This is a genomic window from Paenibacillus sp. UNC217MF, from assembly GCF_000686865.1.
GTDB lineage: Bacteria > Bacillota > Bacilli > Paenibacillales > Paenibacillaceae > Paenibacillus_B > Paenibacillus_B suaedae.
In genome coordinates, this window is sequence record NZ_JMLT01000021.1 from 47,854 (window position 1) to 66,189 (window position 18,336).

General features: G+C 48.5%; 17 protein-coding genes. 8 read left to right on the forward strand and 9 right to left on the reverse strand.

From position 1 onward, the window contains the following. Positions 1–16: 16 nt before the first annotated feature. A complete protein-coding gene (locus BP95_RS0112830; RefSeq protein ID WP_028532385.1) occupies positions 17–997 on the reverse strand; it encodes a YpdA family putative bacillithiol disulfide reductase in 981 nt (326 codons plus the stop codon). 215 nt (positions 998–1,212) lie between these two features. Here BP95_RS0112830 and BP95_RS0112835 point away from each other — a divergent pair, with 215 nt between their 5' ends. From BP95_RS0112835 to BP95_RS30290, 3 genes are all read left to right on the forward strand, one after another. Continuing rightward, the gene (locus tag BP95_RS0112835) at positions 1,213–1,923 is read left to right on the forward strand and encodes an HAD family hydrolase (protein ID WP_021252184.1); all 711 of its coding nucleotides are present in this window, start codon (positions 1,213–1,215) and stop codon (positions 1,921–1,923) included. A 147-nt stretch (positions 1,924–2,070) separates the two neighbouring features. Further along, complete coding sequence (locus tag BP95_RS0112840; RefSeq protein ID WP_021252183.1) at positions 2,071–2,622, forward strand: hypothetical protein; 552 nt, start codon at positions 2,071–2,073, stop codon at positions 2,620–2,622. 116 nt (positions 2,623–2,738) lie between these two features. Then, a complete protein-coding gene (locus BP95_RS30290; RefSeq protein WP_021252182.1) occupies positions 2,739–3,788 on the forward strand; it encodes a S66 family peptidase in 1,050 nt (349 codons plus the stop codon). A 62-nt stretch (positions 3,789–3,850) separates the two neighbouring features. On the opposite strand, the gene BP95_RS30295 is transcribed toward BP95_RS30290, so the two are convergent. From BP95_RS30295 to BP95_RS0112870, 5 genes are read right to left on the reverse strand one after another with little or no spacing between them, the layout of a single operon-like run. Further along, complete coding sequence (locus tag BP95_RS30295; RefSeq protein ID WP_051614076.1) at positions 3,851–5,017, reverse strand: YheC/YheD family endospore coat-associated protein; 1,167 nt, start codon at positions 5,015–5,017, stop codon at positions 3,851–3,853. 24 nt (positions 5,018–5,041) lie between these two features. After that, positions 5,042–6,148 carry a YheC/YheD family endospore coat-associated protein gene (locus BP95_RS0112855; RefSeq protein ID WP_021252180.1) on the reverse strand — a complete coding sequence of 369 codons (1,107 nt, stop codon included), beginning with the start codon at positions 6,146–6,148 and terminating at the stop codon, positions 5,042–5,044. Then, entirely contained in the window at positions 6,145–7,521 is a 1,377-nt protein-coding gene (locus tag BP95_RS0112860; RefSeq protein WP_028532386.1) for a YheC/YheD family endospore coat-associated protein, read from the reverse strand. Before BP95_RS0112860 ends, BP95_RS0112855 begins: the two co-directional genes overlap by 4 nt. Further along, positions 7,518–8,684: a YheC/YheD family endospore coat-associated protein gene (locus BP95_RS0112865; RefSeq protein ID WP_028532387.1), complete on the reverse strand. Its 1,167-nt coding sequence runs from the start codon at positions 8,682–8,684 to the stop codon at positions 7,518–7,520. The genes BP95_RS0112860 and BP95_RS0112865 overlap by 4 nt, the downstream gene beginning before the upstream one ends. A gap of 13 nt (positions 8,685–8,697) precedes the next feature. Beyond that, entirely contained in the window at positions 8,698–10,065 is a 1,368-nt protein-coding gene (locus BP95_RS0112870) for a YheC/YheD family endospore coat-associated protein (protein ID WP_028532388.1), read from the reverse strand. 152 nt (positions 10,066–10,217) lie between these two features. Between BP95_RS0112870 and BP95_RS0112875 the strand changes: the two genes are divergently transcribed. From BP95_RS0112875 to BP95_RS0112895, 5 genes are all read left to right on the forward strand, one after another. Continuing rightward, a complete protein-coding gene (locus BP95_RS0112875; RefSeq protein WP_028532389.1) occupies positions 10,218–11,396 on the forward strand; it encodes a DUF445 family protein in 1,179 nt (392 codons plus the stop codon). A gap of 78 nt (positions 11,397–11,474) precedes the next feature. Further along, positions 11,475–11,810 carry a YlbF/YmcA family competence regulator gene (locus BP95_RS0112880; protein WP_021252175.1) on the forward strand — a complete coding sequence of 112 codons (336 nt, stop codon included), beginning with the start codon at positions 11,475–11,477 and terminating at the stop codon, positions 11,808–11,810. A gap of 112 nt (positions 11,811–11,922) precedes the next feature. Then, positions 11,923–12,228, forward strand: coding sequence for a hypothetical protein (locus BP95_RS0112885; RefSeq protein ID WP_021252174.1), 306 nt, complete (start codon positions 11,923–11,925; stop codon positions 12,226–12,228). A 295-nt stretch (positions 12,229–12,523) separates the two neighbouring features. Continuing rightward, on the forward strand, positions 12,524–15,199 hold the full coding sequence (locus tag BP95_RS0112890; RefSeq protein WP_028532390.1) for a YhgE/Pip domain-containing protein: 2,676 nt from the start codon (positions 12,524–12,526) through the stop codon (positions 15,197–15,199). A gap of 141 nt (positions 15,200–15,340) precedes the next feature. Further along, the gene (locus BP95_RS0112895; protein WP_028532391.1) at positions 15,341–16,675 is read left to right on the forward strand and encodes a DRTGG domain-containing protein; all 1,335 of its coding nucleotides are present in this window, start codon (positions 15,341–15,343) and stop codon (positions 16,673–16,675) included. Positions 16,676–16,877: 202 nt separating this feature from the next. Here the strand turns inward: BP95_RS0112895 and BP95_RS0112900 are convergent, their stop codons facing one another. The 3 genes from BP95_RS0112900 to BP95_RS0112910 all read right to left on the reverse strand — a co-directional run bounded on the left by BP95_RS0112900 (position 16,878) and on the right by BP95_RS0112910 (position 18,230). Beyond that, positions 16,878–17,183, reverse strand: a complete 306-nt coding sequence (locus BP95_RS0112900; RefSeq protein ID WP_021252171.1) for a YtpI family protein — start codon at positions 17,181–17,183, stop codon at positions 16,878–16,880. A 125-nt stretch (positions 17,184–17,308) separates the two neighbouring features. Continuing rightward, positions 17,309–17,803 carry a sporulation membrane protein YtrI gene (locus BP95_RS0112905; RefSeq protein ID WP_021259007.1) on the reverse strand — a complete coding sequence of 165 codons (495 nt, stop codon included), beginning with the start codon at positions 17,801–17,803 and terminating at the stop codon, positions 17,309–17,311. Between the two features lie 100 nt (positions 17,804–17,903). Further along, complete coding sequence (locus BP95_RS0112910) at positions 17,904–18,230, reverse strand: YtrH family sporulation protein (RefSeq protein ID WP_028532392.1); 327 nt, start codon at positions 18,228–18,230, stop codon at positions 17,904–17,906. Between the last annotated feature and the right edge of the window lie 106 nt (positions 18,231–18,336).

Genomic DNA, 18,336 nt, shown 5'->3' on the forward strand with positions numbered 1-18,336 from the left:
TACCCACCCGCTGCTCTTAACGGGATTGCTGCTCCAAATGATTCGCAATCAGCTTACCATGATGGCGGCCAGACTCTATAAATATCTCATTGGCATCCCGGCCTGATGAGATGACTCCAGCTACATACAATCCAGGGACATTCGTCTCCATCGTATCAGGATCGAATACCGGTTTCTCGCGATCGCTCTGCAGCTCAATTCCGCTAGCAGTCAGCATCGTTCGATCCGGTCTGAATCCGGTCAAGGCGAGGACGAAGTCGCTTGCGATGACATCGGTGCCCCCCTCATTACGCTCAATATGAACCTTATCAGGTTCGATGCATACGACCCGAGAATGATAGTGCATGTCAATATGTCCCTTCGCAATCATACTCTCGAAAATGGGACGTACCCATGGCTTAATATGAGCAGTTAACTCATCACCGCGGTATACAACCGCCACTTTAGCTCCAACTCGCATAAGTTCAAGTGCAGCATCAACGGCTGAATTGTTGCCGCCAATAATAACAACATTCATGCCAGCATAAGGGTGAGCTTCTTGGAAATAGTGCGATACATGCGGAAGTGTCTCTCCTGGGATCCCAAGCATGTTCGGATGATCAAAATACCCTGTTGCAATGACTACATAACGCGCGCGGTGCGAGCTGGATAAGCCGCTGCGTGTCGTAGAATGAACGGTGAACGTGCCATCCTCCTCTTTGTGAACATGCTTCACTTCTTCATAAGATCGAATTCGCAGCTGATATCGCTCCGCAACTTTGCGGTAGTAGACAAGTGCTTCATCCCGGTAGGGCTTGTCGTGCGGGCTGGCGAATGGCATGCCGCCGATTTCGAGCATTTCCGGTGTACTGAAAAATTGCAAATGGGTAGGATAACGATATATTGAGTTCACAACACAGTGCTTCTCAATGATAAGCGGATTCATACCAATCCGTTGTAATTCTATAGCAGCGGACAGTCCACATGGACCCGCGCCGATGATGATCGCCTGTTCCAATTGATTCGCCTCCGTATGACTAGTTGGTTGCTGTATAATCCAGTGCCTAGTATATTCAACATCCTTATCATATCGAACGTAAAGGGAATTGGCTATCCTCATCCTGACATATTGATTACAAAACATTTACAATATTACTAATGATTCGACGATCGATGTTGTGTACAATGATATATAGTCTGTGCAATGTCAACCATAGAATTGGAGGGAAAGTAATGACTACATTTTCTGACGTATCTCGTACTGCGAGCACTTTGAAGCGCCCGGAGGCGATGATTTTTGATATGGATGGAACGCTGTTCAAGACAGAGACGTTGTTGATTCCGGCGTACCACAGAACATTTGACCAGCTTCGCAATGAGGGACTGTTCGAAGGGCCAACCCCGCCGGAGGAGCGCATCTTAAGCTCTCTTGGTATGCTGCTTGCAGATATTTGGGAGCGGGTTATGCCAGAGTCCAGCGAAGAGGCAAGACTGCGCGCAGATGATTTGCTGCTCGAAAATGAGTTGAAGGGCTTGCAAGAGGGTGGAACGGAGCTGTACCCGCAAGTGGAGGAAACACTTGCCAAATTTCGGGAAGCTGGTGTAAAGTTATTTGTGGCAAGTAATGGGTTGGAAGAATATGTGCAAGGTGTAGCTGCTGCGCACGGATTGACCGAGCTATTCACGGAGCTGTATAGTGCTGGAGGACGGCAGACTTCGACGAAGGTGGAGCTTGTAGAGCTTCTGTTGAAGGAGCATGGTATCTCCTCAGCATGGATGGTTGGTGATCGCTCTTCGGACGTGGAAGCCGGCAAAGGAAATGGACAAACGGTTATCGGCTGTCAATATGCAGGTTTCGGTGCGGACGAGGAATTGAGGGGCTCGGACGTTCTTATCCATAACTTCGATGAACTGCTGGAATTGTATGCTTCATCGGATCAATAACAACAATTAACAATTATTGAAGGGAAGATAGTAATGAAGAAGTAACGTAAGCATGTACCGTGGTGGGCCAGACCTCCTCCAATGTTTATTGTAGTTGGACAAATGCGTACGCGCGTAACTACTTAAAACATGTGGAGGCTGATTGGAATGAGTAAACCTGAGATGAATGTTGCTATCGTATGTGGACCGGATTGTGATATGGAGACACAAGCGCTTCGAGCTACCTTGGAGTACTTTGGGGCAAGGGTGTTTATGTATTGGGTGGGAAAACCGAATGACTTTATCGATGTATTATCCGGCAAGGATCTGTTCCCGAATACGGATCTCGTCATTTTGAACTTTCACGGCGACGAGGGTCGCTTCGTGATGCCTGAGATTGGGGACGAGGCATATGAGGAAGGGGAGCCGCGCGGTGATTTCGGCAGCGAGGCAGTTCGGCAATTTGCCAAGCTCGATGGCCGGACGGTCGTCTGCAACGGATGTGATCTGGGCAATAAGGAGATGGCTGAGGCATTCTTGTATGGTGGCTGCCAGACTTATATTGGGCCTGATGATTATCCATATGGGAACAGCACGTTGATGTTCGTCACCCGTTTCTGTTATGAACTGATCCAGAACAAACGAAGCGTTCAGCAGGCTTATGATCTTGCTCGTGTCGTGGACGAGGATACGATGATGTATCAACTGTATACGAAGTAAGAGAGGAGATGTCGCACACTTGTGCGGCATCTTTGCTATGTATGTGAACATAAATAGGGTTGACCCAAGTGGTGAGTAGGGGTAAGATGGGTGGAAAACTTTAGGGAGGCGGATGAATGATTCGTATGATGAAACCCAAAAGATTGAAGCAAGGCTCGAAACTTGCGGTGATATCTCCATCGAGTGGACTCCCATACTTATTTCCAGAAACCTTCGAGCTTGGGCTGAGCAATCTGCGGGAGATGTTCGGATTTGACATTATCGAAATGCCGACAGCTCGGATGGAGCCGACTGAACTGTATCGCCATCCTGAGCTGCGAGCACAGGATATCAACCGATGCTTCGGTGATTCGAGCGTTGACGGCATCATTTGTTCCATTGGCGGTTATGAATCAATTCGAATATTGCCCTATTTGGATACTGAAATCATCATGAACAATCCAAAGTTCATTATGGGATTTTCCGATGCAACAACGTTCCTCTCGTACTTGAATCAGCTCGGAATGATCACCTTCTACGGCCCATCAATATTGGCGGGAATAGCCCAATTGAAGCATCTGCCTGAAGCGTATTCAGAGCATCTTCGTGATTTCTTATTCTCGGATCAATTTCCCTACAACTATGTTCCATATCGTCGGTGGACCAATGGATACAAGGATTGGGGCAACCTCGATACGCTTGGAGAGTGCCAGGAGTTTTACCCTAATGGGGATGGATGGAGGTTCTTGCAAGGAAGTTCTGTCCAGCAGGGTGAAGTATGGGGCGGCTGCATCGAAGTACTGGAATTTATGAAATCGACAACGTACTGGCCTGATCCATCGTTCTGGGACAATAAGATTCTCTGCTTCGAAACTTCTGAGGAGAAGCCTTCACCGATGCATGTAGGCTACATGCTGCGCAACTATGGGATGCAGGGTGTATATGAGATGGTGAAGGGAATTATATTCGGTAGAGCCAAGGACTATAGTGAGGAAGAAAATAAACAATTGTACGACATTATCGTCAATATTGTAGAAGGGGAATTCGGTGCCGGAGATCTGCCGATTGTTGTGAACTTCGACTTCGGCCATACGGATCCGAAGCTTATCTTGCCATTAGGCGGAAGAGTGGAGCTTCGCCCTCATACCAATGAGGTAGTGCTTCTCGAAAACCCATTTCGTGACTAGATGCGAACAACCCACATCACCGTATCCATAGGTACGCGCGATGTGGGTTGAGCGCTATTATTTTATTTCTGGTCTTTACCGGATGAGAGTGCTCCTTCAACAATGGAGATAGCCGCATCTCCTTGGCGCTTCCCCTTCTGGCGATATAGCCATGATGCATATTCCATTGGTCGTGCGATTGCATTCCGATAAGTATCTCGATCCCCGATTCGATGGAACACTTCTCGTGCAGGCTTCGGATTTACTTCGAGCAGCCATACATGCCCCTTGCGGTCGATCGCGAGATCCAGTGCCAATTCACATAAGGCTCCATATTTCTCTTCTAGGAACTGTGCGATCTCGAGACTGATTCTCTCTGCGTCATCTTTCACTTCTGCAATTCGTTGCTCATCGCCAATCCATCTGCGGAGCAGTTCATCCATTCGAACCGCCTCGCCGCCGCCATGCAGGTTGGAAGTGATGCTTTTATTTGCTCCAACCCGACCTGCACAGCCTGTCACTTCCCATTTACCTTCGCCATTTTTTTGCACGAGCATGCGATAATCATGCACGCGTCCGTTCGGCAGCTTCAGTGCAATCCCTTGTTGGACGAGATAACGGTCTCTAGCTCTCCAGGCAGCCAGTTTCCTTGCTAGTTGGCCAATCGTGAGCTTCTGCGGACGAATAATCCGGCGCTGATGATCACGCCCTTGTACGAATACGATGGTGGGATTGAGAGACGAACGCTCGATACGCATAATGCCCCTTCCACCTGTACCGTTTATCGGCTTCAAATAGATTAAGGAATGAGAGCGCAGCATACTCTGCAGATCCTGCATTGACTGATATAAGCGGGTAGTTGGCAAGTGCCCCTTGACCGAAGGGACGGTCAACAGCACCTGGTGAATCGTCCATTTGTTGCGCAGCGGCCGATTTAAGAATAGCAGGTGATTGTACTTGCTGCGGAATCGGCGAAGCTGAGTGAAGCGATGGCTGTTTTGGAGACGGCATCGATCAAATATCATATTCGGAAAACGCGTCCATTTCCGTGTCCAGCGCCTCGTTTCTGGATGATAACACATCGCGTGAATGCGTCGATGTTGGTCATCTACATCCTGTGGTGTGAACACATACACGTCGAGTCCTATTTTTTTGCCGGCAGTGATCATGCGCTGATAGATGAGGCGCTCTTCCAGATGCTTTCGTTCATTCAAGTATAGCGTCAATATACCGAGTGTCGGTTGACTCAAGCTGTATCACCTTCTTCCCGTCCCTTAACCGCCTAATTTGGCAAGATATTGGCAGTATTGAAATATACGCTCGAGCGAACGTTGGCGGATATGAGGCTCATCGAACTTCATCGGTTTGGCATTTGCTTCGAAGAACCAAATGCTTCCGCCAGCATCGACACCTAAATCCATAGACATCTCTCCATGTAGATGCCCGGATGCACGCTCGATCTGTCTTGCGATAATCAGCGAAGCATGTCTGGCACGAATCATGATGCGCTTAGATTGCTCATTACCGAACACAGAGATTAAGAGCTTCTCCGGGTCGTCTATACTACCGCCGCGAGGTACATGTGTCGTAATGCTCATTGTACCTGCGACACGTGCGCCCACGCCTGTAACCTCCCATTGTCCCCGGCCGTTCTTCTGAATCAGGACACGAAGATCGAAGGGGCGACGATTGCTGGCTGCAAGTGGGATGCCTTGTTGCACAATATAGTCGTGGGCGCCGGCTTCCTTACGGATACGGCTCCATAGCTTCGAGATCGTAGCGCATTTATACGATACGCTCTTCTTTTTTTCCTGGATCTTCAGACGGTACTTGAGTGCCTTGGTATGATTCACGCGAAGAGTCATAATCCCTGCGCCTGCTTTGCCGGATTCCGGCTTCAAGAACAAGTAAGGATGTTTATGCAGCATTTTACCTAATGCGGCCGAGGTTTTCAGCCGTCTGGTTGAAGGGATATACTTTTTCGTAATTTTTGATTTTTTCAGCCATTCGAATAAGTGCCATTTATTGAAAAAGTATGGGTTGAACAACTTGATCGAAGGATGTGCGAGCACCTCTTTAATCTTGCTGCGAACCGCTGGAAGACTTTCATCCTCACGAAGGGGGATGCGATTATAGATAACGTGCGGAAGCGGGAACCACTCCTGCTTCCACACATTATTCTCATAGGAATAACCGATGACACGCTTCGCGTGAAGCTTCAAATCCCGAACTGTTAGAAGAAAAACAGTAAACCCCATTTCTCGGCCCTTTTTGATAATATCGGCAAAATTATCTCGGTTGCCGCGGAAGTACTCTCTGTCATCATCCATCGTTAGTATTGCAATGACAGGTGTTTGTGTCGTTTGCTCGTTCCCACTCACGTGATCTCCCCCCTGCGGAATTTGCTTAGGTACAGGCAGTGATCCAAAATATGTTCAATGGAAGCTTGCCCTTCATTCTTAAGGGAAGGGTGCTTGAATATCGAGCGTCCCGGCTTCGCATTTGCCTCGAACATCCAGACCTGCTCATCACGGTCAATCCCAATATCGAAGCCGAGCTCTCCGATCAAATGCGGATGATTGCGCTCAATTGCTTCTGCCAACTGGATGGCGATCTTCCTCGCCTTGTCGAGCACTTCGTCTGAACGTTCTCCGAATGCACGTTGAAGCGCCTGGGAAGGGGTCATGAGTCTACCGCCATTTTTGACGTGAGTTGTTACACTGCCTTTGCCGGCCTTCTTGGCCCCTACGCCCACCACCGCCCACTTGTTTTCTCCGTTCTTATGCATATGGAAACGGAAATCAATTGGACATCCGTCGATCTCGATCAGGCGAACGCCCTGTTGAATCACATAATTGCGCAGGCTGCGTCCATGTCTCGCTTCGAGCATGCGCATCAGACTGGAGAAGGAGCGGAAGCGAAGGAGTACGTTCTTGCCATTTGAAGTATACCGGGCGAAGAACCCCTTCTTCGGCAAGTAGGTCAGCCGGTAGATACCGATGCCAAGACTGCCTCCAGAAGGCTTATAATAAGCAAACTGATGTCGTTCCAGCATGGTTCGGATCGTGTCTGATGAAGGATTCATGACGGATTCTGGAACATGCTGATTGGCTTCTAATTCATTCTTAAGCAGGGCATATACATCCGATTTATTGAAGAAGCTCCAGTTGAAGAAAGGAATTTTTTTGCGAGTGAACCGTTCACGAAGCGTATTGTAAGAGCCGGATGTTTCGGCACGTCTGCTAGGCAAGCGGTTGTATACGACATCAGGCAGCGGTACGGTTCGCCTTATCCAGCCTCCCGAAGGACCAAGAAAATAGCCAAGCACCGTATCGTTATTCCAATTAATGTCGCGGGGAGCGAATGCGAACACGTATGCCTTCTTATTGCCAGTGCGAAGGATCTGTCTAATAAATCCTGTACGGCTGCCGAAGGGGGCTGAAGATGAGCGGGACGTTCCGTCAGACATTATGCCAATGAGAGGGCCGATGTGAATGTCGCCTTCAGCTTCATTCAACAGAAATACAGAACCAGATTTAGGGACGCGTACGGCTGACCGTAATCCTGCCGTTACATAGAGATGCTTGCCGGGCTTCTGGATCGGTCTGACTGAAGCAGGAATGATCGTCTTTCCGAGCCTGAGCCGTACCGATCTTTTGCCGGCAAGTTTGAGCTGTTTTAATAAGGAGTTGGATACATATAAAATTTTTTCGGAATTTGGCGTCAAATGGACGTTGCATACCGTCAAACTCATGAACTGACCCTCCTAAGGTACCGAACCAACACATGGCGTGCGTACAAGATGGGATTTTCCACTGATTGCAGGGCAGCTTCGTATTCTCCGGTGTGTCTGAATACGGATCTGCCAGGTTTGGAATTGACCTCGAGCAGCCAAGGGCGAGCCTTGCGGTCAATCCCGTAGTCGAGGCCGATCTCGCTTATTCGCCCATATTGGGCTTCCAGAAGCGGTGGAATGTATTCGCTGTACGTACTCAGTTGTTCTATAAGCCGATGAACATGATTCGGTTCGAATTGGCTTTCCAAGAATGGTATGACCGAGACGGCGCGACCGCCTCCGTGCAGATTAGATGTGACGCTGTCAGGCTGGCCGACCCTTGCTGCCATACCGGTTAGAACCCAACGGCCGTTTCCGTTTTTTTGCATAAGAACGCGGACATCGAACGGCTCTCCTTCTTGGGTAACCAATGATAAATAGGGTTGTATGACAAATCTGCGCTTGCCGACAAATTGTTCGATCCAAGCGAATCCTTCCTGAGGCCGGGAGAAGCTGTGTTGTACGGGATGATTATCATCGTCCCTTCCACGAAGTTCCAAAGTGCCGGGAAGAGCAGCTGATATCGAATCAATCTTCTCCTTATCGTTGTCGCGGTAGCGAACATGCAGTGTAGACTTTCCATGAGTGCCGCCATGTGGCTTCAGAAATAGGCCGCCATGATAACGATTCAGCAGAGCAGCAAGACTGGAGATGCCTGCGAACAACCGAGTGGGAGGCAGTATAGGGGATAGGGATAAATCCTTGCGCATTGAACGATAGATATCCCATTTTCCTCGTAAGCCAATGCCGAGAAGCGTGACATTCGCCAACTGCTTCATACGGATGATGGCAGCTTGTGTTTTACGGTATTGCTGCGGATTGCTGTAGGAGCATCTGTCATAAGCGATCCGGGGAAGGGGGAATGTACGCCGTTCCCATCCAGACTTCTCATATACAAATGCATGAACGGTGCAGTCACCCCAATGTATCCATAACGGGGAGAACACGATAACACGGATACCATGCTTGCGACCGGCGATGCAAAGTTTGCGGCAGTATTCTGCCTCCGCGAATGGCAGCGTTCCTGTGCCTTCACATTGCAGAACGCCAAGCGTCAGCGCGGAAGGTTCTGACATGTTCATTGCTGCCACCTCCTTAGATCCCGGTTAGAAATCGAGAGTAATCCACGATTTTGCGCACAGAGGGCCGTATTTTTCGATCACCTAAAGGTGTGTTGTCGTTTTTGGATGGTTTGGAATTGACCTCGAGGAGCCAGACCTTCCCCGAGCTATCTACAGCAAGATCGATGCCGAGCTCACCGAAATGAGCGGGAATATAAGTGTCTACTCCTTGAGCGATATCAAGTGCAGCTCGCCTCAGCCGTGCACTTACATCATTCTTTACCGAAGGAGGCAGGTTCGTGCGGAATATGGCTTCCTTCACGGTACTGAGTGAGCCGCCGCGTGCCAGGTTGGATACAAAGTGCTGATTGCTCGCTATGCGGGCGACGATCGAAGTGATCGTCCATTTGCCAGAAGCGTTTTTCTGGACGAGTGCTCGGAAATCCACGGGACGCTTGCTGTGATCGATCAGCGTCAGTCCCTGCTGAATTTGGTAGTGGTTTGTCTTCAACTTGCCAGATAGGCTGGAGAAGACCTTAGTAAGACTGCTAAACTGCTGTCGTTTTGTTCCGTTTAAGGTGGAATATAAGGCTTGATAACTGTGATCCGGGAGCCGAGTGATGCGAATAATGCCTTTGCCAAGGCTGCCGCGTGCGGGCTTTAAGAACACAGTGGTATAACGGCTGCACATGCTTTTTAAGGTGGAGAAGGTACGGAGCGAGTAAGACTCCGGCAAATACTTGGATAGCTCTGCATGAGGTCTGAGTGCTTCGAACACTTCTGTTTTATCCAAGAATTTTTCATTGAAGACAACGGACTGATATCGGGATTTTACTTCTTTCATAAAATGCTGTACGCTAGGTTTGTTCTCCAGCTTGCGTGACGTCAACCGGTTGTTGATAATATCCGGTATCGGCATCGTAACCCGTTGCCAGCTACCATTGGTATTGACCCACGCTTTGACATTGTGGAGGTCTTGGATATGATCGGGTGTGAAGAAGCATACCCATGCTCCTTGGAGCTGGCATGCATCAACCAATTCCTTGCAGAAAGAGGTAATAGAACCGAATGGCTTATCCGGCATGCTCGGATAATCACGGCTTACTAATACACCAATAAGCGGTCCAAGGCTCAAGATTTGGCTCGATGTCTTGTAGGCCGCACGCAGTGACTGGCCGTTCGTTAGCCCCATCTTTCGTGCAAGTGAGTGATTCATTCGTAGCCCGTCGAAGCGGGAGACGGATATTACTGTCACGCGCTGCTTGAAGGAACCGAACTTCAGAGTCAGCGGCTGGTTGACAGGAACCTTCCACAGCTTGACATAAGCCTCTCCCAACATGAGCACATCGTCTTGCAAGAGGCTGGAGCTGATCAACTGGAGCGTCACTTTTGATTTAGACATGGAGGTTCTCCTTCCAACAACAACTTGCAGTCATTCATACGATCCCATCTGCATGGGTCGATACAGATAGACCGTATACGTTAATTCATCATATGAGGACATATTTCCCTTGGTGATTGACCTATTGAAGGAAATAAAAAGGGGGAATAGACATGCCGGTATGGCTGTTTATCAGTTTTAGTGTTGTCGTTGCTGCTATCGTAGGTGGGGTTACCAACCATTTTGCGATCAAAATGCTTTTTCATCCGCGCAAAGCCATGTATATTGGCCGCTGGCACATACCATTTACACCAGGACTTATTCCGAAGCGCAGAGAGGATATTGCCGCTTCTTTCGGTGATGTTGTAGCCGAATATTTAGTTACAAGTGATGGGCTCCGTACGATGCTGAATAGGCCCGATACTCGTGAGAAGGCGACAGAAACGGTTCTGCGCATGACTCAGAATTGGTCGGAAGATGACAGAACGGTCAAAGAGTGGGCGGTCAAGTTGTTTCCGGATAAGGAATGGGATGAGATTCGGGATCAATCTGTGCATCGATTGCAGGAATGGACGGCAAATGGGGTTAAGAAGTGGCTCGAGGGGAAAGGCTGGGATGAGCGCCCTCTGATTGAATGGCTTCCTGAAGGGTGGGAGCAGTCATCTGCGAAATGGGCAGACAAAACCGCTGTTGTGATGCTGACATCTTTTGAGAAGGAATTGACCTCGTTGCAGGGACAACTGCTCATGACGAAGCTGGCGAAGGATGTCATTGATCGTGCCTCAGGTTTCTTTGGCGCTATGGCAGCGATATTTGTGGATGAGGATAAGCTCGTAACCAAGATGATGCCTGTGCTCGTCGAACAGCTTCGCTCGCCCAAAGTTCGCGCGACCGTTGCAGGTTTCATTTTATCGAAACTTGGTGAATGGCTACAAGAGACACCTGCTCAGATTGTTCGATCGTGGACGGATATACCCGAAGAGACGAATTCCCTTGATTATATTGCGAGCCAAGCCGCTGCGATGATTCAGTGGCCGAAGCGGATCGATCGACTTGGCGAGATTCAGCCGGCGCATCTGGTTGGCAAGTATGAAGCAGTGTGGAGCGGCTATATTCCACGAGCTGTAGAGGCAGCATTTGCGCTGTTGGATCGCAATCTGGACGCTATTGTTCGCGCAGCTCGCTTGCAGGAAGTGGTACGCACTCAGGTGGAGCAATTCCCGATTGAACGTCTGGAGACGATCATTTTAAGTGTGTCGGGCAAGGAGTTCCGAGCAATTACATGGCTGGGGGCTTTGCTTGGGGGCATTATTGGATTGGTGCAGGCTTTTGTTCTATTAGCTGTTGGATAAACGTCATATTTGGATGAGGACAGTAATATGGAACTATGATATGCTGAAGATTGTATTTTTTGCGGGAGGTAATGAATGATGAGCGTATACGACAAAGCGCACGACTTGGCACGTGCATTGCAGTCCTCTGAAGAGGCCAAAGCTGTAGAAGAAGCAATGAAAGCAGTGGATGCGAACCCTGAAGGCAAGCAGATGCTGGATGATTTCCGTGCACGTCAGATGGATATGCAGCAAAAGATGATGACAGGTGAAATGCCAGATCAAGAAGAGATGGAAAAGATGGAGAAATTGTTCCAAGTGATCAGCATGAATGCGGATATTGCGAAGCTGTTCGATGCTGAACGCCGCCTTGCCGTTGTCATTCAAGATGTGAACAAGATCGTCTCCGAATCGCTAGGCCACCTGTATCAATAAGGACAAGAAAGAAGTCATGGGATTCATATAACCGGCATACGCTCTAGTATAGGACAAGAATAGAGATGATGCTTCAGAGTCACGGCTCGTCTCAAGTAAGGAGCGTAACGGGATGAAAACGGAACATCATACGGCTATTGTGAAACCACGGAATAACTGGAAGCATGTCATATCCATCATACTGGTTGTAGCGATGCTGATTTATGTATTGCCTACATTGAGCTTCAAGGATGGCTGGACAGCAGCTTCGACGTTCGGCGTTGTATGGATGGCGTTTGCGTTGTTGATTGTGGCTGCTCATTTGCACCGCTTGCTGCGGGTGGATGAGGAGACGGAACAGCGTCTGCAGAAGATTAAGCGTGAGAAATATAGACGCCTTGAAGAGCGTATGAAGCGACAGCCAGCCAGATTGAAGTAAGCACAATAGCTGAGGAGTAGAGTCTCTCCATTAGGAGAGGCTCTATTTTTTTTGGTTCTGAACCGCTGATTGCGGTCATAATTGTGACATTGTGGGGCAGGAGAAGCATCGCTGAAGCGTTGGAAACAGCATTGTTTTTTGAGTTGGCATTTGGGGTATTTGTCATGTTAAATGGGTTTCATTGGGAAAAAAATTAAAAATTGAAATTTGAAAAAGGCTAAGATATAATACTCACATCTGTCAAATTAGAACCGTATTAACAAAATGGTCATTCGGTCAATAAGGAGGTGACAGCGTGAATAGTATTCGTTTTTTCTGGTCGGAATTCGTGGCGAATATCCGTGCCAAAGATGTGCTTGTACCCGTTTTGGGCCTGCTCATTATCCCGCTGCTGTATTGCGGCGTATATCTGGTTGCGAATTGGGATCCTTATAGCAATGTCAAGCATATGCCTGTCGCTGTCGTCAACGAGGATCGACCGGTGATGTACGAAGGGAAAGAGATTGCCATCGGCAGAGAGCTGATCGAGAAGCTGCGCGATAATGAGAAGGTAGAGTTTCATTTTGTAAGCAGGCAGGAAGCGGAACGGGGATTAAGCGAGAACAAGTTCTACTTGATGATCCGCATCCCTGAACAAATGTCGCATAATGCAACGACGATCCTTGATCCGCACCCGCAGCCGATGAACCTGATATACACAGAGAACAGCAGTTATAACTTTATTTCGGGACAGATCTCAGATAAAGTAGTGCAGAACATCAAGGCAGAATTGTCGCAAAAGGTAACGGAAACATATGTTGAGCAAATGTTCAATGCGATTGACAAAGTAGCGGATGGATTGAATGCTGCTAGTGAAGGTGCGAGCCAGATTGAGCAAGGCTTAGGCCAGCTTGGTGAGGGGATTGAGAGGTTCCGCGATGAATTGAATGCGGCGGTCGATTCGAAGACCTCTCAGGCTGGAACGATGGTGGAACGTGCCTTGGAGGAGAACAAAGAGAAGCTTGATCAGATGATTCATAAGGAGATCGATGAAGCGATCCGCAGCAATAAACCGAAGATGATGGATAAGATTCATCGTGAAATTGATACGCAATCTGATAAGTATTATGATATCGTGCACGATTCGCTGCATATCAAAATTGACGAGCTTGTTCGCACCAAATCTATGCCAGCTAAGGAAAAAGTACATGAACAAATTGATCTGCAAGCTAACAAGTATGGTGAGCAAATTCGGGAGAATATGCACAAAGAAATTGATCATGCTTATGAAGCGAACTTGAACAATGTACTGGCGAAGATCAGCAAGGAGCTTGATGATTCGATAACGAAAATGGAACCTGCAGCTCGTGCCAAGATGCATACCATCATCGATAATGAGTACAGCAAACTGGACAATACGATTCGTTCGTCCATTCATCGCTACATTGATGAGAAGGTGGATGCGATCTTTGACGGTGCAATTCAGCGTGGCAAGGATGAGATGAACAAGATCCACGAGGATTTGAAAATACTTGAGGAGAAGCTTAAGCCCTTTGAAGAACAGATTCCGCCTGCTATGAAACCGCAGTGGGATGAGTTGAAGAAGAAGCTAGGGGATGCTCGTGCGAAGGTCGAGGATCGGCTGAACGGGGAGAATCTGTTGGCGCTCAAGAGTAAGGTGAAGCAGGATCTAACGGAGCTTGCGGATAGAGAGCTGAGCAAGGTGGGAAGTTCGCTTGTGAAGAAGCTGCACGAGGCAGCGGATCAGAAGTTAGATGAAGTCTTCCCACAGATACGCTCCATGGCGAACCGCATGGTGATTTCGAAGGCGAATGAATTGGCTCCTCAACTGCGAGACAAGGCGCATGAGCTTGCAGAAAATATGTATCAGCAGAAGTCGAAGCAGCTAGTCGATACGCTGCATACGCTTGTTGATGAGAAATGGAAGGAATACGAGCCGAAAGTCGTCAACGGCATTCATCATAAAGTAAATGATGAGTTGAACCGATTGGCGCCAGAGATTACGAAGAAGCTGCATAAGGCTGCAGACGACAAAGTAAATGCGATGGAGCCTATGGCGCGTGATATGCTGCATAATTTGGCGGATATGAAGCTGAATGAAGCAGCCAGTCATGTGCAGAAGGTTATGTTCCAGAAGATGAGTAATATGCTGAATCAGGTAGAGAAGGCCAAGGCATCGATTAACGACGGATTTGCGATGCTATTAGATGGTCAGAAGCGACTGCAAGATGGAGGTGCAGAGCTGCGCGACAAGCTGAGAGAAGGTGCAGAGAAGGCGATGCAGCACCCGACCGACAAAACGTATGAGATGATCTCATCTCCGGTCGGCAGTGACCAGCTTGATAATCATGATGTCACAACGTATGGCGTTGGTATGGCCCCGTATTTCTTGTCGCTTGGATTCTTCGTGGGTGCACTTATGTTCTCCATGGTCTATCCGTTGAAACAAACAAGCGGGAGACCTCCATCTGGTATGGCTTGGATGGTAAGTAAATTTGGCTTTATGACAGTCGAGAGCATTCTGCAAGTGATCATCTGCGGTACAGTTGTACTGACGGTCATTAACCTGCCTGTAACCAATATACCGATGTTCTTCCTTGTATGCTTGACAACGAGCTTAACCTTCTTTGCCTTGATCCAATTCTTCATTACGACGTTTGGCAATGTAGGCCGGTTTATCATTATTATTTTGCTCGTGCTGCAGTTGTCTTCCACAGCTGGCACGTTCCCAATCGAGCTGACACCGCCATTTTTCCAAATGCTTCATCCATGGCTTCCGATGACGTACACAATACGGGCTTTCCGTGGTGTTATCTCACTAGGTGATATGAGCTATGTATGGATGAATCTCGGATTCCTGTCGGTGTACATTGGACTCGCACTGGCAGCAAGCAGCTTGTCGTTCCAGATATTCTATCGCAAGATGGTAAACAAGGAGAAGGCAGATTCATCCGCAGTGATTGCGGGATAAGGCTGTGTATTCCCTCGTATGCTTAGCTAACAAGCTGGTATCTGAATCGTCAGATGCCAGCTTGTTTATTTTGCAGTTACCTATAAATATATGGTAAACTAAGCACAGAATACTACAGTTCGGGATATAGGGGTGTAACAGATGGATGGCCATGATGCGACGCTAACGAAGCACGAACAATTGCTGCAGCATATTGAAAGTTTGAAGCCGGGGACGAAAATATCGGTTCGTAAGCTGGCGAAGGAAATGGGCGTTAGTGAGGGAACCGCCTATCGTGCCGTGAAGGAAGCAGAGAGCATCGGGATCGTAGTCACGAAGGAACGTATTGGCACGGTTCGGGTAGAGAAGAAGCCGCGCAATATGTCCGAACAGCTGACATTCGGTGAAGTTGTTGATATTTTAGGCGGTCATGTTCTTGGCGGAAGCCGCGGTCTGATGAAGACACTGAACAAATACGTCATCGGCGCGATGAAGCTGGATGCCATGGCTCGTTATATTGATGCAGGGAGCTTGCTCATTGTCGGGAACCGCGAGGATGCTCATCGTCTTGCGCTTCAGCATGGAGCAGGTGTACTTATAACGGGTGGATTCGGAACAAGTCGAGAGGTGAAGCTGCTGGCCGATGCGCTGGACTTGCCAATTATCTCTTCGAAGTACGATACATTTACGGTCGGCTCTATGATCAACCGCGCGCTGTTCGACCGGTTAATTAAGAAGAAGATTATGATCGTTGAAGACATCGTTACAGCGAAAGACAAAATGATTGTGCTGCGTCCATCCAGCACAGTTGGCGACTTCCAACGACTGCGTGATGAGACAAGTCATACTCGATTCCCCGTCGTAGACGAGTGGTACCGGGTTATTGGTATGATTACATACAAGGATGTGCTGGGGGCTGAACCAGACACGAGCATTGAAAAGCTCTATACGCGGAGTCCGATCACGGCTACGCTGCAGACGACGCTCGCTTCGGCAGCGCATACGATGGTGTGGGAGGGCGTTGAACTGCTCCCGATCGTCGATCGCAACCGCAAGCTCATTGCTGTAGTGACCAGGCGGCAGGTGCTGCAGGCGATGCGTGATGCCCGCAAGGAGCCGCATCTCGGGGAGACGTTCGATGACCTGATATGGAATGGGTTCGAGGAAGAGCGGGACGATAAGGGGCAGCTCTATTTCCGTGGTGTCATCACACCGCAGATGGTGAATGGATTCGGTTCTGTATCGGAGGGCATCTTATCCACCGTTATGACGCAGGCCGCTTTGCGGGCGGTTAAGGACGTTCGCAGCTACGATCACGTTATGGAGAATATGACAACTTATTACGTCCGTCCGCTTCAAATCGAGGATATCGTTACGCTGCATCCGGAATTTATCGAGATGAGCCGCAAGTTTTGCAAGCTGGAACTGTCTATCCGCCACGGAGAGCATCTCGTCGCCAAAGCAATGATGACCGCACAGTCGATCGATCACGACTAGCGCACAGCTATGCACCGCAGTAGGGACTTAATGTTTTGGTGAGAGAATGTATGTCTAGTTGTCTAGTGCAAATGCGTACGCAAAGAGCAACTGGGACTTAGATATATGGATATGGATACTTCACGACGAGCAAATAAATGGGATTGCCTCTGCTGCTACAACGCGGCATATGAGAGGCAATCCCATTTTGTTGATGAGGCGATTATTTTTTACCTGCGGAATAGATGGCTTGATAATGGCTGTGATTGCGCAGCCCAGCGAACAAATTGAATAATCCGATTACGAGCAGTACAGCTCCTACAATGACTCTAACTGTCGATGCTGTGAACATGAAAATTTGGATCGTTGCGATGAGCAGCAGCATGATTCCCATACACATGTTCATTCTAGCCGCATACAAGCCACGAAGTGCTGTGGCCTGCTCACGTCTTGAACGAAAGCTGTAATACACAGACATTCCTGAAGTCACACAAATCAGGATAATGAGCACCCATTGGATAGTTTCCATCGATTAAGCAACTCTCCTTCTTTGACAATATGGAAACGAATACAATCTAAACTCCTTTATATTACCATATTCCAGGGGGCTGTCCTACAAGATTTAGTGGGCTGCCTAAGCGTGCGATGATTCCCCTAAGGGGACGTTGGTACATAAGTATGTACATCAATCCACACATGAAGCACTCCTTCGGTGACGAGCATTGTTCGGAGCTGAACCGTGTAGTCCTTGTCATTCACGTCGGGATATATTTTACGGGACAATAGCCCTTCCACAAGCTTGCTGTATTCATCAATTTTGAACACGTTGCGTCCCTTCAATACGGCTAAGTCCTTGAGCAAACGCCGTCGCAGTTCCATTTCATCTGCTTGCGGGATGCTAGTGTCGTTCTGTTGTTTGTAGATGTGCAGGTCGATGCTTTTAATAATGGTTTTCCGATTTTTGTAGCGAAGCAAGTCTTCCGTTTCAGCCTTGTAATGGGCAAGGCGGTCGCGCAGATCAATATTGATCATCATGACCTCATTAAATTGACGCAAATAGACCGCATGGTAGATTCCCGCACCGATGACGCTGCCGACAATGATGAGTGCGAGATTGCTGAGCCATAATGGGGTTTTACGCTGGCGCATCGTGCAAGCTCCTTCCTTCCCTTGACTCCTTTACGCGATGTTATGCGCGATTCCGGCGTAAGAAGTGGTTGATGCAGAATGAAATCGGTGGCGTATTGCGTTATACGCGATCTCGGCAAATCCAGTGAATAAGCTCTGTGCTCAGGTGAGCTCCCAAGAATGATACGAAAATGAAGATGAGCTGCTTAAATACTGGATTCAAGTTGCCCATCCAGAAGTTGCTCTCGATGACTCGGATCGGGTCGATCGTTCCACCTACGGCAGCTACGACTGCCCATATTTTAAGATGCTCCGCAATATGGCGCATCGTATCAGAAGGGGGTTGAAGAGCGATGACGGATCCTATGCCCGCCAGTATGGCGCCTCCGAGCACGATGCCGAAGGCGATGAAGAAATCGAGAAGTGCTTTCGAGAGAAATGAACCCATCGTAACGCCCCTTTTCACATAGAATTGCCCTTTGTACATGTATAGGACTTGCTGGCGGAATTATGATACAATAAGAGACGAAAATATGTTCGTATAACATGGCAGG